This is a genomic window from Brevibacillus dissolubilis, assembly GCF_006170445.1.
In the GTDB taxonomy this organism is placed as follows: domain Bacteria; phylum Bacillota; class Bacilli; order Brevibacillales; family Brevibacillaceae; genus Brevibacillus_B; species Brevibacillus_B dissolubilis.
The window spans coordinates 172,470-195,913 of sequence record NZ_VCNA01000008.1 but is presented as its reverse complement, the minus strand read 5'-3'; the positions used below and the strand labels follow the sequence as shown (position 1 = coordinate 195,913).

The following is a 23,444-nucleotide window of genomic DNA, read 5'->3' as shown; positions in this document are numbered from 1 at the left end:
ATGAACTCGTCCACTTTCTTTTTCCATGTTACTATGTAAGGAAAAGGAGGGGCTTCCATTGAAAAAAATCCTCGTCTTCGGCGGTGTTTCCTATAATCTCATGATCGATGTGGACGAATTCCCCGCTCCCGTACCACAGACGATCCATGCCAAAGCGTACCATGAAGCAGTCGGCTCTACAGGCGCGGGCAAATCGCTCGCACTCAAACGCCTCGGCCTCGATGTCGTTTTCCACGGCGTGATCGGCGACGATCTCTACGGCGAAAAGATCAAGGAATTATTCCGACACGAACAAATCCCGTTCTACTATGACATTGCCCCCACAGGAACCGAACGCCACACGAATCTAATGAAGAACCATACAGGCGAACGACTCTCCATCTTCCTCACCTCACCACCGGCAGATACTCCTTTACATGAAGCAACAATCGAGCGGCTGATCCAGGAGAGCGACATCATCTTCCTCAACATAGCCCCATACTGCCGCAAAGTGATCCCAATGATCAAAAAGCACGGCAAAGAGATATGGTGTGACCTGCATTCATACGATGGGGCAAGCGAATACCACGCGGAGTTCATCCAGCACGCAGATGTCCTGCTCTACAGCTCCGAGCTTGACCCGAATTACAGACAGACGATGCAGACATGGATGGCTCAAGGCAAAAAGCTGGCAATCTGTACGCACGCTTCCCAAGGCTCAACCGCCCTGTTGCCTACAGGGGAGTGGATCGAGACACCTGCCCTCCCATACAAGGCCGTTGACACCAACGGGGCAGGAGACAGCTTCTTTTCCGGCTTTTTGTACGGATATCTGCAAGGAGAGCCGGTCAGACGTTGCATGCAGCTCGCGACAGTCACCGCCGGGCTGACTGTTACTTCCCGTGAGCTGATCCATTCAGAGCTATCAGTAGGAAAATTGTACCAAGAATATCAACGCTGGTATGAAAATATATAAAGGATAGGCCGACGGGCACTATCCTTTTTTTTATGAAGAAAACAACAGCTACTAAAATATTTTTTAATTACAACCGATATAATTAAAGTATAGTTGAAAAAATATGGAAGTATTATCCATAATGAAAAAGTGGTAGGAATTTTGGCTCAGTATGTAGAAGGATATGTATGATTGGATATACGTATAAAAATAGTTTTATGAGCATATAGGAAGTCTTTTGTTCCATAATATAGAAATTATAATTCTTATATATATCTCTTTTAAAATATTGTGATGATTTTGCGAAGATTGCTGGAATAGGGCGAAAGATACTTTTCCAGTATAGGAAACATGGTACACTAAAGTATCGAGGTAATTTATCCATATTCATACTCAAAAGTAGATAAAGGGAAAAAGTGTGAATTTGTATCTGGGGGAAAAAAGGATGAAAATGCTACGGCTAATATTCGTAGCCCTGATTGCGTGGTGGGCTACCGTCAGCAACTTTGTGCCAGCAGCATGGGCTGCATCGCCTGATCCAAACTATCTTTATTTCGATGGAATTGATGACGAGATTAGACCCAGTGTTCCACAGGTCGACAGTACGACACCGGGAGCACAGCATACGGTTGCGTTCTGGATGTTCTGGGATGGTAGCTCGGGTCGAATGCCGATTTGTTTTTCGGGTAACTACTGCCTAGAATTGGTGAGCAGTTATCTTGGCTTTAATACGGGGAACAGTGATGTGTTTGGGACACCGTTTCCAGCCGGTTCTTACTATAACAGATGGGTTCATATCGCAGCAGTGTTTGCCAATGGTGTGCCCAACAACTCAAATGTAGAGCTGTACGTGAACGGGACATCCAAGGCCCCGTTGGTGTACGGGCTGGGATCATCGAGCAGAAGCGTCACGGTGACCAGTGATTTTGTCATCTCCGGGCAAGGGAAGATGGTCAACTACAACAACGGTTATAAGTTTAAAGGTCAGATGAGAGATATTCGCCTGTATAAAGGGAAACTGACCCCGACCGATATTGCGAATCTTGCCGCGAATCAACCGATTGTCTCTGCGGATAAACCATTGCTTGGGCTGTATAATCCAGCTGTCCATGCCAACTACAGGGTGTATGACCAATCAGGTAATGGCAATCATGCACCGGTCAACTCGGTCACGACACCTGGTTCCACTGCTACCGCCTATGGAATCACACCAGCTTTTGACCCTAAGGATATCCGAAACAATATCTCTTGGACGAACAAGCCCGGAATGACTTATATGATGAGGCGGGATGCCAGCAAGCAGGTCTATGAAGGAACGGTCAATTCAGTTACCGACTGGGGACTGTCTACGCTGACCTCCTACAATTATGAGATGAAACTAAAAAATGCGGATGGGGAATCCAACTGGTTTACATACGGATCATCTCCGACCAATGAGCACTCAGCAAATCCGCTTATTTTTGACGGGACGAATCATTATGTCACGTATGAGAATCTGCCTGTCAATACTTCGCCGGGGGCGAAGACGACGGTTGAGTTCTGGACGTATATAGAGGGATCTGGGCCTTCGATGCTGTTCTCATGGGATCAGGGATATGCTCTGATGTATAACGGCGCTTCGCTTGGTTTTACGACAGGATCAGGGGAGATCTTGGGCGTAGCTGCCGCTCCGTTCGTCAACAAATGGGTGCACATCGCAGCTGTATTCCCGAATGGCGCCGCGTCGTCATCGAATGCCGAACTGATCATCAACGGAGAGAAGAGAACCATCTCGTTGCAAAACGGCTCTGCCCCGGCAGCGCGTACGGTGCAGCCAAAGGCGATGCTCGGCGGCTGGTCGATGACTTCTGATCAGCGGTTCCAAGGAAGAATGAACCATCTGGCCATCTTCAACGGAGCACGCACGGAAGAAGAGGTACGTACTGATATTCTCGGACTAACAGGAAATGAGTCCAACCTGATCGGTTACTGGATTCATGATCCGCAGACAACCGCACTCGTCTATGACCAATCCGTTCTGTACGACAATCATGGCGTGGTGATGGGGCGCGCGACAGCTAACTTAAACGTGCAGGCCAACACCATCCAATCCCAATCCGCACAACTCACATGGGATGCGGTACCCGGAGCCACACGCTACCGTATAACCAATGGCACTACCGCTCTCGGTACTCCGACCACCAACAGCTTTACGGCAACAGGGCTTGCACAGGGAACTGCGAACACACTCAAAGTGGCGCCTGTCTACACCAATGGGGAGGGGCCGGGGAGTACGGTTACATTTACTACGACGGTAGATGCGCCGACCGGCTTCACCGGGGTTCCAGGGCCGACCAGCGTCAACCTGAGCTGGACTGCTACCCCTGGAGTGAACACCTATGAACTGAGCCGTAACGGTACCTTGATTCAGACCGTTACCGGCACCAGCTATACCGACACGGGATTGACTCCGCTGACAACCTATAACTATTCGTTGGCAGCCAAGGTGGGATCGAATCTGAGCTCACCTGTCACATTGACTCAGACGACTACCAACTATCCAGCCCCGTCAGCACCAGCCAATCCGACAGGCAGTGTGACAGCCACATCGGTCACACTTAACTGGGAGGCTGTACCGGGAGCTACCTCTTATACAGTGAAGCGGAATGGGGCGGTCGTCTATACCGGATCAGCCAATACCTTTACCGATTCGTCACTGAGTCCGGCAACCACCTACAACTATGAAATCATCGCTTACAATAATGGTGTACCGAGCAACACCACGACAACAGTCACGATGACGACGGCTGTGCCTGTTCCGGCAACACCAGCCAATCCAGTGGCAACACCAACCGAAACCGCTGTTCAATTAAGCTGGGACGCTGTGAGCTACGCAGACCAATATGCACTCACAAGAGATGGCACAACGATCTGGACAGGAACAGAGACGAGCTACAATGACACAGGTCTGACCCCGGACACGACGTACAACTACACACTGATTGCAAAAAATGCGAGCGGTGACAGTCCGGCAGCTTCTTTCAGTCAAAAGACACTGTTACCACTGCCAAATACACCGCAAAATCTGACGGGTACAGAGACACCGTACAGTGTGGCCTTGACATGGGATGCCGTCCCATATGCCGCTTCGTATGAATTGAAGCGCAATGGAGCGGTTGTCTATACAGGTACAGACACCACCTATTCGGATACAGGGCTGACACCTGATACGAATTATACCTACACGTTGATAGCCAAAAATGCCACTGGGGACAGTGCGGCCGCCACTCTGGCGAAGCACACTCCGATACCTGTACCAGCTACTCCGACCCTTAGCAGTGGAGTGGTTGATCCAGACCGAATCGTTCTCAACTGGGGCGCTGTGCCGTACGCGGATTCGTACAAATTGACCCGCAATGGTACAGAGATCTACGCTGGTTCTGCGACCACGTTTACGGATCAGGCACTGACTCCGGCGACTGCCTACCATTACTCACTGGTCGCCATTAATGCCAGTGGAAGCAGCACGGCCGCCACGCTGAGCCAGACCACGGCTAGTCTGCCGATTCCAGCGACACCTGGTAATCTGAGTGGAACTGTCGCAGAGACATCTGTCTCGCTGACATGGGACCCTGTAACATGGGTAGCTGATTATGTGCTTTCCCGTGACGGCAGCGTCATCTACACAGGCTCCGCTACTTCTTATAACGATACCGGCCTGACCCCAGATACCACCTATAATTACTCGCTGATCGCCCGCAATGCAAGCGGAGATAGTCCGTCCAACGATGTAACCCGACGTACCTTGTTGCCGGTGCCGAACACACCGGGCAGCTTTACGGGAACACCGCAACCGACTGTGATCGATCTGTCGTGGAGTGCAGTCTCCTATGCGACTTCTTATGAAGTGAAGCGGAATGGCGCGGTGATCTATACAGGCACAGCAACCACGTACACAGATACAGGTCTGACTCCGGCCACTGCGTACAGCTATGAGGTGAAAGCGATCAATGCAAGCGGCAGCAGTTCAGCCGCCACGCTCAACCAATCAACGGCAAGCTTGCCGATTCCAGCAACGCCAAGCCTGGCTGCGACAGAGGCAGAGACAACGGTCAATCTCACTTGGAATGCTGTACCATGGGCTACGGCATATGAGCTGAAACGGGATGGAACGGTCATCTACTCCGGCAATGCGACTTCGTACAATGATACAGGTCTCACTCCCGACACAGAATATGTCTATTCCTTAGTGGCCCGCAACAGCAGTGGGGACAGTGCTTCAGCAGATCTGACCAGACGCACGGTGCTGCCACTGCCGACTACACCGACAGGACTCACTGCGACAGCAACAGAGACACAGATGACTCTGACATGGAATGCGGTACCGTATGCAGCCACTTACCAAGTCAAGCGTAACGGAACCGAAATCTACAATGGATCTGGATTGACCTATACGGATACAGGTCTTATACCAAATACCAGCTATGCTTATGAAGTAACCGCGGTTAATGCACGTGGCTTTAGTGCAACACCAGCCACTTTGACTCAAAACACAGCTGATTATCCGATTCCAGCAACACCGTCTAATCTGGCGGGGGCAGAGACCGAGAATAGTGTCAGCCTGACATGGGATGCAGTCACATGGGCAACCACGTATGAGCTGAAGCGTGGCAGCACGGTGATCTATACAGGCAGTGCCACCTCCTTTGATGACACCGGACTCACACCTGATACGCTCTATCACTATTCCCTGATCGCCCGCAATACCAGCGGAGACAGTGCAGCGGCTAGTCTGGCGAAGCGCACGAAGCTGCCAGCGCCTGCGGTACCAAGCGGATTGACATCGACAGCAACAGAGACCACGATCACGCTCAGCTGGGATTCTGTACCATATGCAGCAAGCTACAAGCTGACCCGCAATGGCACAGAGATTTACTCAGGTGCAGCGACGACGTATACAGATTCCGGTCTCGTACCAGAAACCAGCTACCATTACTCACTGGTCGCCATCAATGCGACAGGTACCAGCGCAGCGGCGACACTTCATCCATCGACTGCCAATTACCCAGTACCGGCAACTCCGGCCAACGTGACGGCGACAGAGGGAGAGACCCAGATCGAGATTCATTGGGACACTGTCCAATGGGCGACTGGATATGAGTTGAAGCGGGATGGTTTGGTGATCTATACCGGCACGGCCGTATCCTTCGCCGATACAGGACTCACCCCGGATACCGATTACACCTACACCTTGACCGCGAAAAACACCAGAGGGACCAGCACACCAGCTTCTCTGACCCAACGGACGCTATTGCCGCTGCCAACGGACCCAACCAATGTGAATGGCATACCGAATGAGACATCGGTTGAGTTAACCTGGGATGCTGTCCCATATGCGGCAACCTATCAGGTGAAGCGGAACGAAACAGTGGTATACAACGGTGCAGCCACCAGCTTCACCGACACCAATCTGACCCCTGATACGGATTATCACTACGAGGTTGTGGCTATCAATGCGAGTGGTTCAAGCCAGCCTGTTGCGGCAACGGTGCATACGCTCATTCCAATACCAGCCCGACCTGATCAACTGAATGCCACACCGGAGTCTACGAAGATTCGACTCTCGTGGTCAGCCGTCCCATATGCGGACAGCTACAAGCTGACACGTGATGGCGTCGAGGTCTACAGCGGGTCTGACATCGGGTTCACCGACAGCAATCTCACTCCTGATACCACCTATCAGTATGAATTGACAGCGGTGAATGCACGCGGTGAAAGCCAGCCTAGAGCAGCCAGCTTCACTACCACGACGGCGGCCCAAGCAACACCACCGCTCACCCCGGATCAATTTAAGGGAGTTCCTTCTTATGATTCAGTCAAGCTGACATGGGAGGATGTCGAAAACGTAACCGTCTATAAAGTGAAGCGTAATGGCGTCGAGGTCTACAGCGGCACCGATACCACCTTCACCGATATCCGCTTGAGCCAAGGAACACTCTACACCTACACGCTAACAGCAGAGAATGCGTACGGTGCAAGTGATCCGGCTACGATTCAAGTCAAAACGCTTCAAATAACGGTTCCGATCGAACTGCTCCCAGAGGCACCTGAACAATTCACGGCATCAATCGTAGGCAACGAGATCGAACTGAAGTGGAGCGAGGTCAAGCATGTAGATGGATACAAACTCTATCGCAACGGAAAAATGATCCACAGCGGCCAGAAGCTCAGCTACACCGATACCGACATCTCGATGAACGAGTCGTACGAATACACGCTCATGGCTTTCAACTATTTCGGAAACAGCCTGCCGGTCGTGCGGACAGTTAACACTGGTGATCAGGGGACGTATCTGCCTGAGCCGAAAAACTTCCTTGCACGTGTCATGAGTTCTTATGTCACACTGGTGTGGGATGAGGTTCCAGGAGCTACACGCTACGTGCTTCTCCGAGATGGAGTAGAGGTCTACAACGGCGACAAGCTGAATTTTAAAGATACCAAAATCAAGCCAACCACCCAGTATGAATACACGCTGTACGCGGAGAATGATGCTGCGCGAAGCAAAGAAAAAAGCTTGAAGGTCAAAACCAAGACCAGTCAGTCTGCGCGTGCTCTGGATATTCTTGCGGAAGCGAAGAGTGCCGAGATCTCCTGGAATCACGCGTGGGGAGCAGGCACAACCTACGAGCTGTATCGTAACAACAAAAAGATTTACACCGGTACAGAAGCAGGCTACACCGACAGTGATCTCAAACCGGGCACCAAGTACACTTATATCCTGCGCGTCCGCAAAGATAAGCGCTTGCTCGGTACGGCAAAAGCCATTGTCTACACCTTACCGGAAGCTCCCATAGGTCTCGCAGTCAAAAGTATCACCTCGACATCAGCCAAAGTTACGTGGTTGTCTAACGGCAACCCAAGCGGCACGGAATACATGGTAAAGCTCGATAATGGCAAAACCAGCGGCTGGATCAAGACGACCTCATACCAGATAACAGCACTTACGCCAAACACGACGTACAAGGTTACAGTCGTCTCGCGCAACCGCAATAAAGATGTATCGAAGGAAGTGGAGGAAGAGTTCACCACATCCTAACGCAGAATAACAGGCAAAAGCCGGATCCCTTCTTCGGAAGGATGATCCGGCTTTTGTTTATTCTTTATATTTTTTTACCAAAAATACCAGTAAAATTTATTGCAATTAGCTTCGTAGATGGTGTAGATTTTTAATAGTCATGAATTTCATAGGAAACGGAGTGTTGTGCATGTTGAAACGTCAACTTTCTGCACTACTTTTAGCAGTTACCCTCGTACCAGCTTCCGCGTATGCGGCTACACCAGTAAAGGCGCCGGTGACCGCCGTGGCGCAAGCTGATATCAAGGTTCAATACAATGGCAAGGCACTTGCTTTCCCAGACCAAAAACCAGTGATCAAAAACAGCCGTACCCTCGTGCCAATCCGTCCGATCGCGGAAGGTCTGGGATTCGATGTACAATGGGACAATGCAACCCGCAAAGTGTCCATCAATAAAGGGACAAGCTCTGTTAACCTGATCATTGATCAAAAAACAGCGAAAAAGAATGAACAAACCCTCACGCTCGACGTACCTGCTCAGATCATCAATGGACGCACGATGGTTCCGGTTCGTTTTATCGCGGAGGCATTGAACTATCAAGTGAACTGGTCTCAAGCGACCACTACCGTACTGATCACTGATCCTGTAGTAGTGACACCGACACAGCCGACTACACCAACAACCCCAACTCAACCGCAAACTCCAACTCCGACTCCAACTCAGCCACAGACTCCTTCTACAGGCGCTGAGCTGATCCAAGACAGCACGGTTAGCGGTAAACTGACTGACTTCCTTGGAAAAGGAATTTACTACGTAGGTGGTAAAGTGGAGGCAGGTTCTACAGTAACTGTTGAGTTCGGCGGCCAATCTTATGAAGCAAAAATGAAGGCAGACGGTACTTTTGAGGTGATCAAAGGGAACGACAGCCTGACCATCGGCACTTACAAAGTAACCGCTGTGAAAGATGGAAAAACAGACAGCTATCAAGGTACTTTCTCTAAGAAGTCAATCGAATAGAGTTTGGGATTTATATGGTGACCGGGGTGTCTTTGGAAAAAGATGCTCCGGTTTTTTTGCTGTCGTTTCGGGAGAGGGAGAGGGGGAGGGGGAGGTGTTGGCTTGCAAGCTGCTCGCCTTGTTGAACTCCCTTCGAAAAGAAGGGGAGACTGTCCGCTCCGAATGCTTCACTGGGAGCAGGGGCAAAAAAGGTTGATTCGGGGGTGATTGAAGTTTGCCCCAGAAGAATATTCGAAGAAGGGAGTCCCAGTGAAGCATTCGGAGCTGGGCGGAGAGTTCAAAGAGGCTCGCTGCTTGCAAGCCGACCCCTCTCCTCGCAGCGGTAGCAGAATTTTAAAAAATAGAACAAAAGAAACAGCCGATATCCGATCAATATCAGCTCTCCATGATAAGTCTAGCGATGCGGATTCTTAACGCCCTGCTCCAGCTTCTCAATCGTCTGAGCCAGCCGTTTCTCTTTGGTCTCTGCGCGTTTGGCAGAGGTGATCCAGACGACGTATTCTTTGCGGTTGGTATAGGAGAGGGTGTCGAAGAATTCTTTTGCCTGTGGATGTGAAGAGAATGCCTGCTCCAATTCTTCGGGGATGATGAGGATGCGCTCGGCTGTGCTGGTGCGCACGGAGCTTGTAGGGTCCGAGCTGCGGGAGGGGCTTGTACTTTTGACCAAATCAGCGGGACGGAAACGGAGGGCGGACCAGGTGTCGTCGATGGAGACGAGTGCGATGCCTTCAAAACCAGCCTGGGTGACGGTCTGCCAGCCGTGGTCGCGGGTGATGTCCGTTTTGATCGTTTTGGCGCTTTTTTTCGGGTAACAGATCCAGAGAAGACCGTCGCGCTTGACGGCTTTCAGGGCTTGAGGAGCCAACTCGTCCAGCTCAGCAATATTGTGGATGAATAGTTGGACGAGATCAAATTCACCACCGGTCTCGATCCCTGCAGACTCGACATCATCTGGTAGAGGGCCAAGTAGATCCAGATAAGAATGGGGTGCGTTGATGATGGTCAGGCGTTGACCGCTTTTGATACGCAGCTTTTTCTGCAAATCCGTGCTCATGATGGTTCGTCATCCTTTCTGTCCAAGTACTCGTTCTCCTATTGTAGAAAGGAAAAAGCCTCCTTGTCAAAAGGAGGCTTTTTATGCTGGATCAACTTATTCAGTTACGTCGAACTGGATGATCGCTTGTTTGTCTTCGCCAATCCAGGTTACATCAGCGCCGAGGTTCTCACTGACGAAACGGAGTGGCACATAGAGGGAACCTTTCACGTTGGTTGCTGGGAACGGAAGCTGTACGGTTTTGCCGTCTACTTTTGCGTTCTTGCTGCCAGTGACGAGTTCTACCTTTTTGGCCCCTTTTTCGAAGGTGGCGGTTTTGGTCGCTGCGTTGTAAGAGATTTTTGCGCCCATGGATTCACCGATGAAGCGGAACGGAACCATTACAGTGCCGCCTGTCGCTTGGTATGGGTGGATGTTGGCTACTTTTTCATCGTTGAGCGTTGTGGTTTTGGTGTTGAGGTCGAAGACGATGAATGACTGTTCCTTGATTGCTTCACGGAGGAGGTAGCCGAGGAAGCCTTTTTCATCGAAATCTTTTACGAGAGTCTTATCTTCGGTGATCTTCATCATATCAACGGTTTTGTCTTCAGCTGGGTAGTTGACGGCAGATGGTTTGCCGAAGTTCCATTGATAGGTGTCGGCTTCCAGACCAAATGTCAATGGTTCTGGCTTATCAGCCTCATTGTCTTGGACAGTCAGGCTGAGGTTGATTCCGGTGCGTACTGGAGTCTTGTCAGCAGCTACGTAGTAGTCGAGCTGCATGTTGAATGCTTCGAGACCAGCTTCTTTGACTTCTGCTTCGAGGGTCGCGGCATCAAAATTCTCGCTGCCGGCCAGACTTTCTTTGAGCGAGTCGATCATGTAGCTGACGCGCTCTTCTGCATCTGCACGGAGTTCAGCAGGAGTGCGGTCTTTTACTTCATAGGTGTTACCATCTTCCTCATAGGTGAAATCTTCTGTGGAGAGATCAGAGATCTGTTCGGAGAGGACAAAAGCGTCAACGGCGAATTTACGCACTTCTGGGTTGCTGACCGCATCACGCATGGTGTACACGAGGATACGGATCATTTCTTTGGTGTCAAGATTGATGGTGACGTGGGTTGCCTTTACAGATTGTCCGTTTGGCAGTTCTACGGTGGTTTCGCCGTGGTTGGTTACTTTGGACAGGGTGAATTCATAGTTCTTGATATACTTTTTCATGAAGTCGATCATCATATCGTTGAGTTGTTTTTCCAGCTCAGCGATTTTTGGTGCATTGGCTACCACAACAGCAGCTGCTGCTTTTTCTTCTTCAGTCAATTCTTCTTCTTTCGTTGCGTCAAACTCTTCATCATAGTAATAGTCATCATACTCTGGTTCCATGAGATAGGTATCTTCATCGATCAAAAGATACTTAGAATCGTGCGGAGTGGTGATGTAGGTTTTGGTTTTGTCGATCAGGAACTCAGCAGAGGCTTTTTCTTCTTTGCTCCAGAGACCTTTTTCGCGCAGAACTTTATCATCGTTGGCGGTGATGACATAACGGCCGCGATCGAAGTCTGTTTGGGTACCTTCGATGGTGACGCCGGATTTGATCGATTCAAACACCGCGTTCCATTCTGCTTCTGGCTTTTTGCCTTCAGAGAGTTCATAAGCTTTTGCAAAATCACCGGTTAATTTAAAAGTGCCTTTAAAATCATAGCTGTGTGTGTCAAGGGATTTGACCACGGAATCGCGGACAATCGCAGCCTGGTTCGAACAGCCGGTCAGAACCAAGAGAGAAGCTAGCGTAAGCGAGCCCCACTTTTTCCACATAGTGGAACACCTCTTTCTTTTCATATCATTGGATGAGTCATGGAATTCTGCCAAAAACCAACCATATCATTATACGGAAGTTATCGGCAATAGTTTCGGTGGAGTGAAGAAAAATCTCCCGATTGCAGGAAAAAGCAGGGGATTCATGGTAAGATGAAAGGAGGTACAACAGCAAAGAATACACAGCTTAGGAAGTCGTCCGTCTTGGCGCTACCGTGAATGAAAGGCTAGGAAGAAGGGACATCGATCAATGTTTAGATGGATACAGAACGTAATGAAACAACTGCAAAACTGGATGCAAGACAGTGAAAATGAACTACATAAGGCAAGTCCGCCTGCGGTGCTGCGGGCCAACTCTACCAAATCAAATGCCAAAGCCCGCACCAAAAGCATCTACCCACGAGAGCGGGAGGGCAATGGAGAAGAATCAGCCAGACCGCGTCAGTTCCGTTTTCCAGTCATCCCGGACGGCCAGCGGGAACCAGGGGCAACGAAGGCACAGCAACGTCGGGAATCGGCTGAATCGTTGCACATCGATCAGCAGGAGCCAAAAGCAAGAAAGGATTCGCTCATCGGTTCAGCCCGTATGGAACGGGTCCAACGAACCGAGCAGCAACCGCCTCGCGCAGAGCAATCTACGGCTTATACAGAGACAGTCAAGCAACCAAAACGGAGTGTGGAGGCGACTTTTTTGCAGCCAGAAATGGTTCGCGAACCAATTGGGAATGCAGAGGAAATGCCAACTGCCCAAGCGCCAATCCAAGAGCGTCCACGCATCGTGCCGAACCGCGCCCCACGTCAGGTGCATCAGCAGTCTGCTGTGGATAAACGATCTTTTACTCCTACGGAAATTATTTCCCCGATCTATGGCAAAATCAAACTAGCTGAGCATGAGAAGAGCATCGGGGCTGTCCTGCATACGCAGCGAAAAGAGCCAGTAAATCTGGAGCAGGTTGAAGAGACGGGCCACGAAGAGTTGGTCAGCCAGACGGTTGTGGTCAACGAGAGCGGGAAAGAGAAGGATGGTAACAAAGAAGCAGTGCCATTTCCAGTAAGCATACTGCAACCGAAAGCGAGCGTACATGAGGCTGGGGATGAGATTGTCCAAGCACAGAGGGAAGTTGCGGCAGCTGGTGTAGGGGCAGCAGAAGCAGTGGAGACGGTGGGAGTAATGGCAACTGTGGAACCGTCTGGAGTTCCCGTAGGGTTGGATGTTCCTGATACTTCGGATTCTCCGACCATTCCGGACTTTCATACTTCTGTCGTAGTATCCAGTGAGCCAGGATACATGAGCCAAGTCATAGACATGAACGAAGAACATCCTATTCTTGTGGATCATGGCGGTTCTTCTGTCGTAGAAACCGAAGCTGTGGTAGTGACCGAACTTCGGGAAGGTACTGAATTACAAGCAGGTACTGAATTACCACTAGAGACTGAAGTACAAGCAAGCACTGGATTACCACCAGAGACTGAATTACCAGCCGAGACTGAATTGCAACCAAGCACTGAATTACCAGCTGAGACGGAACAGCAAGCAGTCACTGAATTACCAGCTGAGACGGAACAGCAAGCAGTCACTGAGTTGCAAACGAAGACTGAGCCTGTCGGAAGCGAATCTTGGAACAGAATCAGCTCCGAGCAAGACGCGGAGGCTCCAGCGATGGAAGTAACAGCGGCGCCGGAGCAGACAGCTGCGATGGAATCGGTACCTATGTTGGATGAAATACCTACGCTGGATCAAATACCTATGTTGGATCAAATACCTACGCTGGATCAAATACCTATGTTGGATCAGGTAACTACTCAGGAATCAAAAGTTATTATGGAAGCTTCTGAAACTTCGTTGTCCAATGATTTCACAGACTTTGTAGAATCCCCAGAGGATCATGTACAGGTCGGAACGGTTGAAATGGAACCCAGCGAAACAGCTGAAACGATGGAAACCCCAGTCAACGAAGAAACCCTGAAAACGCCAGCATTCTTGGAAGCTACGGAATCGATGCACGCGAGTGTTGCTGTTTTGTTAGAGAGAGCACTTGAAGCAGACACATCTTCCGACCGCAACGGTATGGAATCTACGCAAAATGACAGCGGGCAGCACGAATCAACAAAAGCCCAAGTAGCAACGGATACATCGGAGCCAACTGCTATGGTGGCCACACCAGTACAGCAATCTGTGATCCGACCCGTTCCATTTACGATTATCCCTGTTGCTGCCGACCCTGTATTGAATCAGCCAGTTGTTGGCACTTCGGTAAGCGTTGAGCTGGAATCTCAGGAACAATGCCAGCAGCAACCTGAAGAGCAAACTCAGGCACGCCTGTATACAGAGAGCGGTACGTTGGAGAATGCAGTAGAAAACGTGCAAGAAGCTGCCTCACATCAGGCCATCTCTCAACAAAATGAATCTCAGACCCACCTGCTTCATAGAGTAGAAGAAGGAGCACTACCTTCACCACAGGCGGCTGCAACCCCAATCGTTCCAAGTGCCCCAACCGAGCCACCTGCAGAAGAACCGCGAGTCCAACCTCCATACAACCCACCTAACCTGACGCTGCTGACACCGTCGCCAGAGGTGAATGAAGACGATTACGAGTACACGCTCGAACAGAAGCGTCTGCTCGAAGAGACCTTGTCCAACTTCAACGTCAACGCACAGGTGGTCGGGATTGTCAAAGGGCCGACGGTGACGCGTTTTGAGCTCCAACCGGCACCAGGGGTCAAGGTGAACAAGATCACCAGCCTGTCCGATGACATCAAGCTGAATATGGCAGCTAAGGATATCCGTATTGAAGCTCCAATCCCTGGGCGCAACGCTGTCGGGATCGAGGTACCGAATATCAAGAGCGAGCCGATTTTTATCAGCCGCATCCTTGGGTCGGAAAAATTCCAAGAGCATCCGTCACCACTGGCGATTGCGCTTGGCATGGATATCGGCGGCGAACCGATTGTGGCTGACATCAAAAAGATGCCGCATGGACTGATCGCCGGTTCGACCGGTTCGGGGAAAAGTGTCTGTATTAACTCGATTATCGTCAGCTTGTTGTACAAGGCTTCTCCGGAACAGGTGCGCCTGCTTCTGATCGACCCGAAAATGGTAGAGCTTGCACCATACAACCATCTTCCACATCTCGTCACACCTGTCGTGACCGAAGCCAAGCATGCGACAGCCGCGCTCAAATGGGCGGTGGAGGAGATGGAGAAGCGCTACGCATTGTTCGTAGATGCGGGCGTGCGGGACATCGACCGTTATAACCAGACGACAGATGATACCTTGCCATTCATCGTGATCATCATCGACGAGTTGGCTGACCTGATGATGGTTGCTCCGCAAGATGTGGAGGACTGCATCATCCGGATTGCGCAGAAGGCACGTGCTTGCGGGATTCACCTGTTGCTTGCCACCCAGCGTCCGTCTGTGGATGTCATCACGGGAAATATCAAGGCGAATGTACCGACACGGCTTGCTTTTGCCGTCTTTTCTACGATTGACTCACGGACGATTCTGGACCAGAGTGGTGCAGAGCGACTGCTAGGACGCGGGGATATGCTGTTCCTTGAGAGTGGTACGGCACCGGTCCGCCTACAGGGGAACTACGTATCAGATGAAGAGATCGAAGCAGTTACCCAGATGATTAAAAAACAGCGCAAGCCTGAATATATTTTCAGTAAGGAAGAATTGGAATCCAAAGCTGACTCCTACGATGCAGGTGAAGACGCGCTGTTCTACGAAGCGCTGACCTATGTGGCAGAGCAGGGGCAGGCATCCACGTCCGGTCTGCAACGCCGTTTCCGTATCGGTTACAACCGGGCCGCTCGCCTGATCGAGATGATGGAAGCAGGTGGTTACATCACCGGTCACAATGGTGGGAAACCGCGCTCGACTTTGATTACTCACGAGGATGCAGTAGCACTAAGCGAAGGAAGCAATTAGAGCAGGAAGTGATTAGGAAGGGGTGCTGTAATGACAATCGATCATGGGAAAAAGAGTTATCGCGTAGTTAACGACGATTTGGTTCTTTTCAATGATGAGTACTATCTCACGGTCTGGCGAATCCCGTTAGAACAAGCAGGGGCACAGCCGAGGGAGGAATTGTTCAACATCCTGTATGCTTTTGCCGACGCCGATATCGAGGTAGAGATTGACGTGTCAGAGGAAGATCGGGGTGTCTGGTACTTACAGCTCTTGGTTCCACACGTACTTACCTTGCCAGAAGCTGCCCAGAGACGGATCGCACGCGGTGGAGAAGCCCTGCTTGCCTGGCTTACGGAAAAAGGCGCAGGGGTCGCACCCGAAGTGCTGGATGGTCAAGATGTCTACGAATATGTTCGTAGATATAATCCAGGACTTGTGCAAGAGGCATAATCAAGGATCTATACTGCATAAGAAAAAGGAGGAGGGTCTGCACCTTCCTCCTTTTTCTGCTCTTTACCCGTATAGGACTCATCCATTATACTAATAATATAGAACTCGATTTCACTAGATGAAACTTATGCCGAGAGAAAAGCAGGTGACTGTCATGGAAGAACAGAAGTCGACGGTGCGTGCCGTCGAGCGGGCGCTTGATGTTTTGCTGTGTTTTACAGATGAAACTGAGCTGACACTCAGTGAGATCTCTACCAAAATCTCTTTACATAAGAGTACGGTTCACCGTCTGCTTGCCTCATTGGAGAGCAAGGGCTTCTTGATCCGTGACAGTCAGACGGACAAATACCGCCTTGGTTTCCGGATCTGGGAGCTGTCCGCCAATATGACCCATGCGGACGATCCGGCGATTATGCTTCTCCCTGAGATGGAATCGTTGCGGGACCTTTTGGGCGAGACGATCAGCTTGTATGTACGGGACGGACGGGAGCGAATCCGCATCCAAGCGGTGCAGAGCAACCAGCCGATCCGCCGTGTCGCACCGGTCGGGGTACGCATGCCGCTTGCTGTCGGGGCGTCGAGCAAGGTCTTGATGGCATATGCTGACCCTGCTGACGTAGCGGATGTGCTGGCCGATGATAACTGGCCCGAATGGGTAGACCGTGACCTGTTCCGGGAGCAGCTTGCTCAGATCCAGAAGCAGGGCTACGCCACCAGTATTGAAGAGCGTGAGGTGGGGGCTGCAGCTGTGGCGGCACCGATTTTTGACCGTCATGGAAAAGTGGTCGCGGCGCTGTCTGTATCCGGGCCATCCAACCGTCTGACCGAGGAAAAGATGAAAGAAATCTCGATGCCGATCCGTCAGTCTGCGGCACGGATGGGCAAGATGATGAGATAAAAAAACTGGGGTTCATCCATGGATAGGATGCCCCAGTTTTTTTGTTATCGATGGGTTGGGCGTTTCTTGTTGGCTTGGTGGATCTTTTTCCACTTTGCTTTTTCAGCAAGCTGGAGCAGCTTGTTATCCTTGCGTTCTTGGAAAGCCAGCTCTTTTTGCAGCTTGAGATAGTTATGGTAGCGGCTTTGATCCAAGGTACCGTCTTCAAGTGCGGCCTCAATCGCGCAGCCAGGCTCGCCCTTGTGCGTGCAGTCGCCGAAGCGGCAGGACGCAGCGATGGACTCGATGTCGTCAAACGCTTCAGTAAAGCCCTCGTCAGCATCCCACAGCTGTAATTCGCGCATACCCGGCGTATCGATGATCAGCCCGCCATACGGGAGGGTGACCAGCTCACGGTAGGTGGTGGTGTGACGGCCGCGGGAGTCGTTTTCCCGGACGGCTTGCGTCTCTAGGATCTGCTCGCCCTTGAGATGGTTGATCATCGAGGATTTGCCTACACCAGATGAACCGAGCAGGGCAACGGTCTTCCCCTCACCCAGATAGGGGAGAAGGGCATCGATGCCTTGAGCCTCCCATGTGCTGATCGCATGGATCGGCACACCGATGGCGACAGATTCGACTTCACGGATTTTGGCCTCGACGTCATCGCAGAGGTCAGCTTTGCTCAGGATGATCACGGGATTGGCACCGCTCTCCCAAGCAGAGATCAGATAGCGTTCGATCCGGCGGACATTGAAGTCGTGGTTGAGTGCATTGACGAGGAAGACGGTATCCACGTTGGCTGCCACGATCTGTTCCTCGACGTGTGTGCCTGCGGCTTTGCGGGAGAACTTGCTCTGGCGTGGCAGAATCGCGTGGATGGTGGCTTTCTGCTCCTCATAGCGGGGGGAGATTACGACCCAGTCGCCCACAGCAGGGTAGTCTTCACGTCCAAGGGCATTGTAGCGCATCTTGCCGGCTACTTCTGCCAGTACTTCGCCTTGCTCGGTATAGACCCGATAAAGCCGTTTATGCTCTAAGGCTACGCGTCCTACATGGTAGCCTTCTGCTGCGTACGGTTGAAAAGCTTGTTCAAATGCTGGGGTAAAGCCTAAAGCGGTAAGGGTGTATACTTGTTTATTCAATGTGGATTCCTCCTGGGAATATGATCGTATTTTTGGAATCGGTCGCAAAAAATGATCACAGGAGGCTCCTCTATATGATGAAAGAAGTAAAATCGAATGTAGAAATGGAGAAAGGTTACGCTGTCACCATACAAGGAGTGGTTCCTGTGACCAGAGTGGCAATGGCGGCGTTCGTTACAATCGGCTTGTTTGTCATAATACATCGCTCCTTACGAAATAAGTTCATTTGCTTCAACGGCAATCAACAGTGCTTGTGTAAGCATAGTACGATTGTATCATCTCTAGTGTTCCCGTTAAAGAAAATTTCCATCAGAGGAAAGAAAAAGAGGGAAAAAAGAAAAAAGCTGTCTCCTGACGAATCAGGAAACAGCTTTTTTGGTGAGGCCCGAGGGCTTCGTATCGCTTAGCGATTCACCTACACAGTTACTTGGTTCTCGTCAAGAAGTTGACGCAGAACAGTCTGGAGGATACCGCCGTTACGGTAGTAGTCAACGTCAACAGTGGAGTCGAGACGTACGATTGCGTCGAACTCTACAGTAGAACCGTCTTGACGGGTTGCACGTACTTTGGTTGTTTGACCAGGTTGTACCTTGTCGGAGAGACCCAGGATATCGAAAGTCTCGGTGCCGTCGAGGCCAAGAGTTTTCGCGCTGGTGCCTTCTGCGAATTGGAGTGGGAGTACACCCATACCTACGAGGTTAGAACGGTGGATACGCTCGAAGGATTCAGCGATAACCGCTTTAACGCCGAGGAGGAAAGTACCTTTCGCTGCCCAGTCACGAGAAGAACCGGTACCGTACTCTTTACCAGCGAGAACCACGAGTGGAGTGCCGTCTGCTTGATACTTCATGGAAGCATCGTAGATGGACATTACTTCGCCGGTTGGGAGGTATTTGGTTACGCCGCCTTCTGTGCCAGGTGCGATTTGGTTACGGATACGGATGTTCGCGAATGTACCGCGCATCATGACATCGTGGGAACCACGACGAGCACCGTAGGAGTTGAAGTCTTTGCGCTCAACACCGTTAGAAGTCAGGTATACACCTGCTGGGGAGGTAGGAGCGATGTTACCCGCTGGAGAGATGTGGTCGGTTGTTACGGAGTCGCCCATGAGAGCGAGCGCACGCGCACCTTTGATCTCTGCGATTTCGCCTGCACCTTTGCCAAGGTTTTGGAAGAATGGCGGGTGTTGGATGTAAGTGGATTTTGCATCCCACTCGTAGAGGTCGCCGGTTGGAGCATTGATTGCGTTCCAACGTTCGTTGGCTTGGAATACGTTACCGTACTCAGCGTTGAAGAATGCTGGGTTCATCGCTTTGTTGGTAGCTTCGAGAACCTCTTGTGGAGTTGGCCAGATATCTTTGAGGTATACTGGTTGACCGTCTTTGCCAGTACCGATTGGGTCTTTGGCAAGGTCGATGTCCACGGTACCTGCAAGCGCGTATGCGATTACGAGTGGTGGAGAAGCGAGGTAGTTCGCTTTTACGAGTGCGTGGATACGGCCTTCGAAGTTACGGTTACCAGAGAGAACAGCCGCAACAGTCAGGTCGTTGTCCGCGATTGCTTGAGCGGTTTCTTCTGGCAATGGACCAGAGTTACCGATACAAGTGGTGCAACCATAACCTACCACGTTAAAGCCGATTGCGTTCAGTGGCTCGATCAGACCTGCGTCTTCGAGGTACTGAGTAACAACACGGGAACCTGGAGCGAGGGAAGATTTTACGTGAGCTGGTTTTTTGAGGCCAAGCTCAACGGCTTTCTTCGCAACGAGACCAGCACCGAGCATTACGCTTGGGTTGGAGGTGTTGGTACAAGAAGTGATCGCAGCGATTGCTACGGCACCGGTTTTGAGAGTGGATTTGCCGAAGATGCCATAGTCCACTTCTACTTCTTTCGCGATTTGCTCAGCGGAGAGACCAAAGCCGCCTTCTGCGATTGGAGTAGTGATTGCTTTGTGGAAGGACTCTTTCATGTCGGTCAGCTCTACGCGGTCTTGAGGACGCTTAGGACCTGCAAGGGAAGGAACAACGGTAGAGAGATCGAGTTCGATGGTCTCAGAGAATACTGGATCAACAGTCTCGTCGGTACGGAAGAGACCGTTTGCTTTGGTGTAAGCTTCCACGAGGGAGATGAGCTCTTCATTACGGCCGGTTTGACGGAGGTAGTTGAGTGCTTCTGCGTCAACTGGGAAGAAGCCCATAGTTGCGCCGTACTCAGGAGCCATGTTGGCAACGGTAGCACGGTCAGCAAGAGAGATGTTGGAGAGACCGGAGCCATAGAACTCAACGAATTTACCAACAACACCCTTCTTACGGAGGATTTGGGTAACGGTGAGTGCCAGGTCAGTTGCAGTAGAACCTTGTGGCAGGGTACCAGTCAATTTGAAACCAACAACTTCAGGTACTACGAAGTAGAGTGGTTGGCCAAGCATACCTGCTTCTGCCTCGATACCGCCTACACCCCAACCAAGAACACCGATCCCGTTGATCATGGTGGTGTGGGAGTCAGTACCTACGAGGGAATCTGGATATGCTACGGTTTCGCCGTCAACTTCACGGGTCTGTACTACGTTCGCGAGGTACTCAAGGTTAACCTGGTGAACGATACCGGTTGCAGGTGGTACTGCACGGAAGTTATCGAAAGCAGTTTGTGCCCAACGGAGGAAGCGGTAACGCTCTTCGTTGCGTTCAAACTCAAGCTTCATGTTTTCTTCGAGCGCTTCAGCAGAACCGAAAGCGTCAACCATGACGGAGTGGTCGATTACGAGGTCTACAGGAACGAGTGGGTTGATGCGTTTTGCATCGCCGCCGTTCTCTTGCATCGCTACGCGCATCGCTGCCAGGTCAACTACCGCAGGAACACCGGTGAAGTCTTGGAGCACGATACGTGCAGGTTTGAGAGGAACCTCTTGGTTAGCGTCGCGGCCTTTTGTCCAGTTAGCAAGTGCGTCTACGTGTTCTTTGGTGATCGCACGACCGTCGAATTGGCGAACAGCCGCTTCGAGGAGCACTTTAATGGAGAAAGGAAGTTTGGATACATCGCTGTAACCCTTCGCTTGAAGCTCTTCCAAGCTATAGTAAGCATAGGTTTTGTTTCCGACCTGTAAAGACTTCTTTACAGAATAAGCATCTTTTTTAGACAAAACAATAACCTCCCTTGAACAAACATGTTGAGGAAAAAGAACGGTTTCACCTGGTGAAACTGTGTTCCGTTTCTCGCTTCCACTTTATTATACTTCATGAATGTAATCTGTTCCACCCCAATTTCACAAACTGGTAACAATTCTTATTATCCGCCTATATATCGTGCGTATAAACTTCTGGCCACCGAAATTTCATCCGTTCCCTGCACCATCACACGCCCGTCCGGGAAAATCACCAGGGTATGTGCATCGGTGTGAAAACGAAGCAGGAACTTGTTCTGCTCCACCACACCTAAAGGTGCGAGCCGCTGTGCCAAAGCATCCAGTGAGAGGCGGCTGTCGGCAGCAGGTGTGATCTGTACGGTATTGCGGCCGCACATCGATACGGCCATGCCTTCTGCCGAGTCAGGGGAGAGGTGTGTGAATTCGCGCTTACCGCAGGTCGGGCAATCCGGACGCTTGGCGCGTTGGACACGAATCTGCTGGTGCTGGTTCTGCCAGAGGTCGAAATGCTCCAGATTGGGATTGTAGGCATCTGTTGCTTCTATTAATATCTTGAATGCTTCTGTCGCTTGGTACGAGGCGACGATGTGAATGATCGGGCCGATGACTCCGGCGGTATCACAGGTCGCCGTCTCACCAGGTGCAGGCGATTCGGGGAACAGACAGCGCAGGCACGGTGTCTCGCCGGGACGGATTGCGGTGAACGTGCCGGTGCTGCTTACCGCGCCACCATATATCCAAGGAATAGTATGCTTCACACATACATCATTAATGAGGTAACGCACCGAAAAGTTGTCCGTCGCATCGAGGACGAGGTGAACATCGCTGAGGTATTCTTCTGCATTGAATGCGGTCAAATCGGCGATGATCGGCTCGATTGTGACCCCGGAGTTGATTTTGCAAAGCTTTTGGTAGGCGGCCATCGCTTTGGGCATGTGTGCCTGTGCATCGTCCTCGTCATACAGCATCTGGCGCTGCAGGTTGCTTGGCTCGACGAAATCGCGGTCGATCAGACGGACGAATCCGACACCGGCCCGTACCATGTGGTTGGCAAGCACTGTGCCGAGCGCGCCCATGCCGACGATGGCGACACGGGAGGCGAGCAGCTTTTCTTGTCCGGTTTTGCCGATTGGAGCGAACAAGATCTGTCTGGAGTAGCGGGTTTGCATAGTGTTGAGGCTCCCTTTCTATTGAACTGGGTCAGAGGAACTTCCTGGATCAGCGGGAGCAAGCGGGTTCCACGGACCTTGCTGATGTCCCTTCCATTCACTTCCGTCTTCCCAGATTTCTTTTTTCCAGATGGGGACAATCTGCTTGAGCCGCTCAATCGCATACTCACCAGCCAAAAATGCAGCTTGGCGGTGCGGAGTAGCTACTGCGCAGATGACCGCAATCTCTTCTATTTGTAAATGGCCGATCCGATGGTGCATCGCGACCCGTGTGCCGGGCCAGCGTTCGTTGATCTCAGCAGCGATTTCCTTCATCTTCGCCACTGCCATCGGCGCATACGCTTCATAGCTGAGAGAGACCGTCCGCTGACCGTGGGTGAACTCCCGTACAGTTCCGACGAACGTCAATACGGCTCCAGCATGCGGATTGGAGACCAGCTTGACGAGATGATCGGCGCTTAGCTCCTCTTCGGTAATGCGAAAAAACGGATCTTCTTCACCACCACTGACCGGAGGCAGGATGGCAATCTCGTCAGTGGCATGGACAGGCGCATCTGCTGTCGCATACTCGTGGTTGAGCGAGACGAAGCAGGATGGCAAGAGTGTGGCGAGTGCGGGATGCTGCTCTGCAACGGCTGCAAGCAGATCACCGACAGCAGCGGATTCACTGAGTTCGACGGTGCAGACGGACGAGCCCGCCTTTTCCGCAAGAGAAGCAAATAATAATACATTCACACGCATCCAGATTCCCCATTTCATATTTCATCCATCTCAAAGTATACCATAAGCGGATAAGACCGTTGCCCACAGAGAGCTATACTGCCCAAGTTTTGCATATTTCACGGGGAGTTGGTGATGATAAGGTACAAGAAATATCCACTTTTGTCT

Annotated in this window: 13 protein-coding genes; 7 read left to right on the top strand and 6 right to left on the bottom strand. The window is 51.2% G+C overall.

The window, feature by feature from the left end:
• The first annotated feature begins 58 nt into the window (after positions 1–58).
• From FGI41_RS16360 to FGI41_RS16350, 3 genes are all read left to right on the top strand, one after another.
• The gene (locus tag FGI41_RS16360) at positions 59–955 is read left to right on the top strand and encodes a carbohydrate kinase family protein (protein WP_176560312.1); all 897 of its coding nucleotides are present in this window, start codon (positions 59–61) and stop codon (positions 953–955) included.
• Between the two features lie 424 nt (positions 956–1,379).
• Positions 1,380–8,009 carry a fibronectin type III domain-containing protein gene (locus FGI41_RS16355; RefSeq protein ID WP_139491411.1) on the top strand — a complete coding sequence of 2,210 codons (6,630 nt, stop codon included), beginning with the start codon at positions 1,380–1,382 and terminating at the stop codon, positions 8,007–8,009.
• Positions 8,010–8,178: 169 nt separating this feature from the next.
• The gene (locus tag FGI41_RS16350) at positions 8,179–9,006 is read left to right on the top strand and encodes a copper amine oxidase N-terminal domain-containing protein (protein WP_255298502.1); all 828 of its coding nucleotides are present in this window, start codon (positions 8,179–8,181) and stop codon (positions 9,004–9,006) included.
• A 394-nt stretch (positions 9,007–9,400) separates the two neighbouring features.
• Here the strand turns inward: FGI41_RS16350 and FGI41_RS25070 are convergent, their stop codons facing one another.
• Both FGI41_RS25070 and FGI41_RS16340 read right to left on the bottom strand, forming a co-directional pair.
• Positions 9,401–10,060, bottom strand: coding sequence for a YdeI/OmpD-associated family protein (locus tag FGI41_RS25070; RefSeq protein ID WP_176560311.1), 660 nt, complete (start codon positions 10,058–10,060; stop codon positions 9,401–9,403).
• A gap of 96 nt (positions 10,061–10,156) precedes the next feature.
• A complete protein-coding gene (locus tag FGI41_RS16340) occupies positions 10,157–11,854 on the bottom strand; it encodes a copper amine oxidase N-terminal domain-containing protein (protein WP_176560310.1) in 1,698 nt (565 codons plus the stop codon).
• Positions 11,855–12,128: 274 nt separating this feature from the next.
• Here FGI41_RS16340 and FGI41_RS25515 point away from each other — a divergent pair, with 274 nt between their 5' ends.
• The 3 genes from FGI41_RS25515 (at position 12,129) to FGI41_RS16325 (ending at position 17,118) form a co-directional block, all read left to right on the top strand.
• Positions 12,129–15,788 (top strand): DNA translocase FtsK, encoded by a 3,660-nt coding sequence (locus FGI41_RS25515; RefSeq protein ID WP_255298501.1) that lies wholly within the window; start codon positions 12,129–12,131, stop codon positions 15,786–15,788.
• Positions 15,789–15,818: 30 nt separating this feature from the next.
• A complete protein-coding gene (locus FGI41_RS16330; RefSeq protein ID WP_139491408.1) occupies positions 15,819–16,220 on the top strand; it encodes a hypothetical protein in 402 nt (133 codons plus the stop codon).
• A 154-nt stretch (positions 16,221–16,374) separates the two neighbouring features.
• Positions 16,375–17,118 (top strand): IclR family transcriptional regulator, encoded by a 744-nt coding sequence (locus FGI41_RS16325; protein WP_139491407.1) that lies wholly within the window; start codon positions 16,375–16,377, stop codon positions 17,116–17,118.
• 44 nt (positions 17,119–17,162) lie between these two features.
• On the opposite strand, the gene rsgA is transcribed toward FGI41_RS16325, so the two are convergent.
• Positions 17,163–18,242 carry a ribosome small subunit-dependent GTPase A gene (rsgA, locus tag FGI41_RS16320; RefSeq protein WP_139491406.1) on the bottom strand — a complete coding sequence of 360 codons (1,080 nt, stop codon included), beginning with the start codon at positions 18,240–18,242 and terminating at the stop codon, positions 17,163–17,165.
• 74 nt (positions 18,243–18,316) lie between these two features.
• Here rsgA and FGI41_RS16315 point away from each other — a divergent pair, with 74 nt between their 5' ends.
• On the top strand, positions 18,317–18,649 hold the full coding sequence (locus FGI41_RS16315; RefSeq protein ID WP_139491405.1) for a hypothetical protein: 333 nt from the start codon (positions 18,317–18,319) through the stop codon (positions 18,647–18,649).
• An 8-nt stretch (positions 18,650–18,657) separates the two neighbouring features.
• Here the strand turns inward: FGI41_RS16315 and acnA are convergent, their stop codons facing one another.
• The 3 genes from acnA to FGI41_RS25630 form a co-directional block, all read right to left on the bottom strand.
• Positions 18,658–21,384 (bottom strand): aconitate hydratase AcnA, encoded by a 2,727-nt coding sequence (acnA, locus tag FGI41_RS16310; RefSeq protein ID WP_139491404.1) that lies wholly within the window; start codon positions 21,382–21,384, stop codon positions 18,658–18,660.
• Between the two features lie 146 nt (positions 21,385–21,530).
• The gene (locus FGI41_RS16305) at positions 21,531–22,556 is read right to left on the bottom strand and encodes a ThiF family adenylyltransferase (RefSeq protein WP_139491403.1); all 1,026 of its coding nucleotides are present in this window, start codon (positions 22,554–22,556) and stop codon (positions 21,531–21,533) included.
• An 18-nt stretch (positions 22,557–22,574) separates the two neighbouring features.
• Positions 22,575–23,297, bottom strand: coding sequence for a molybdenum cofactor biosynthesis protein (locus FGI41_RS25630; RefSeq protein ID WP_139491402.1), 723 nt, complete (start codon positions 23,295–23,297; stop codon positions 22,575–22,577).
• Positions 23,298–23,444 lie beyond the last annotated feature (147 nt).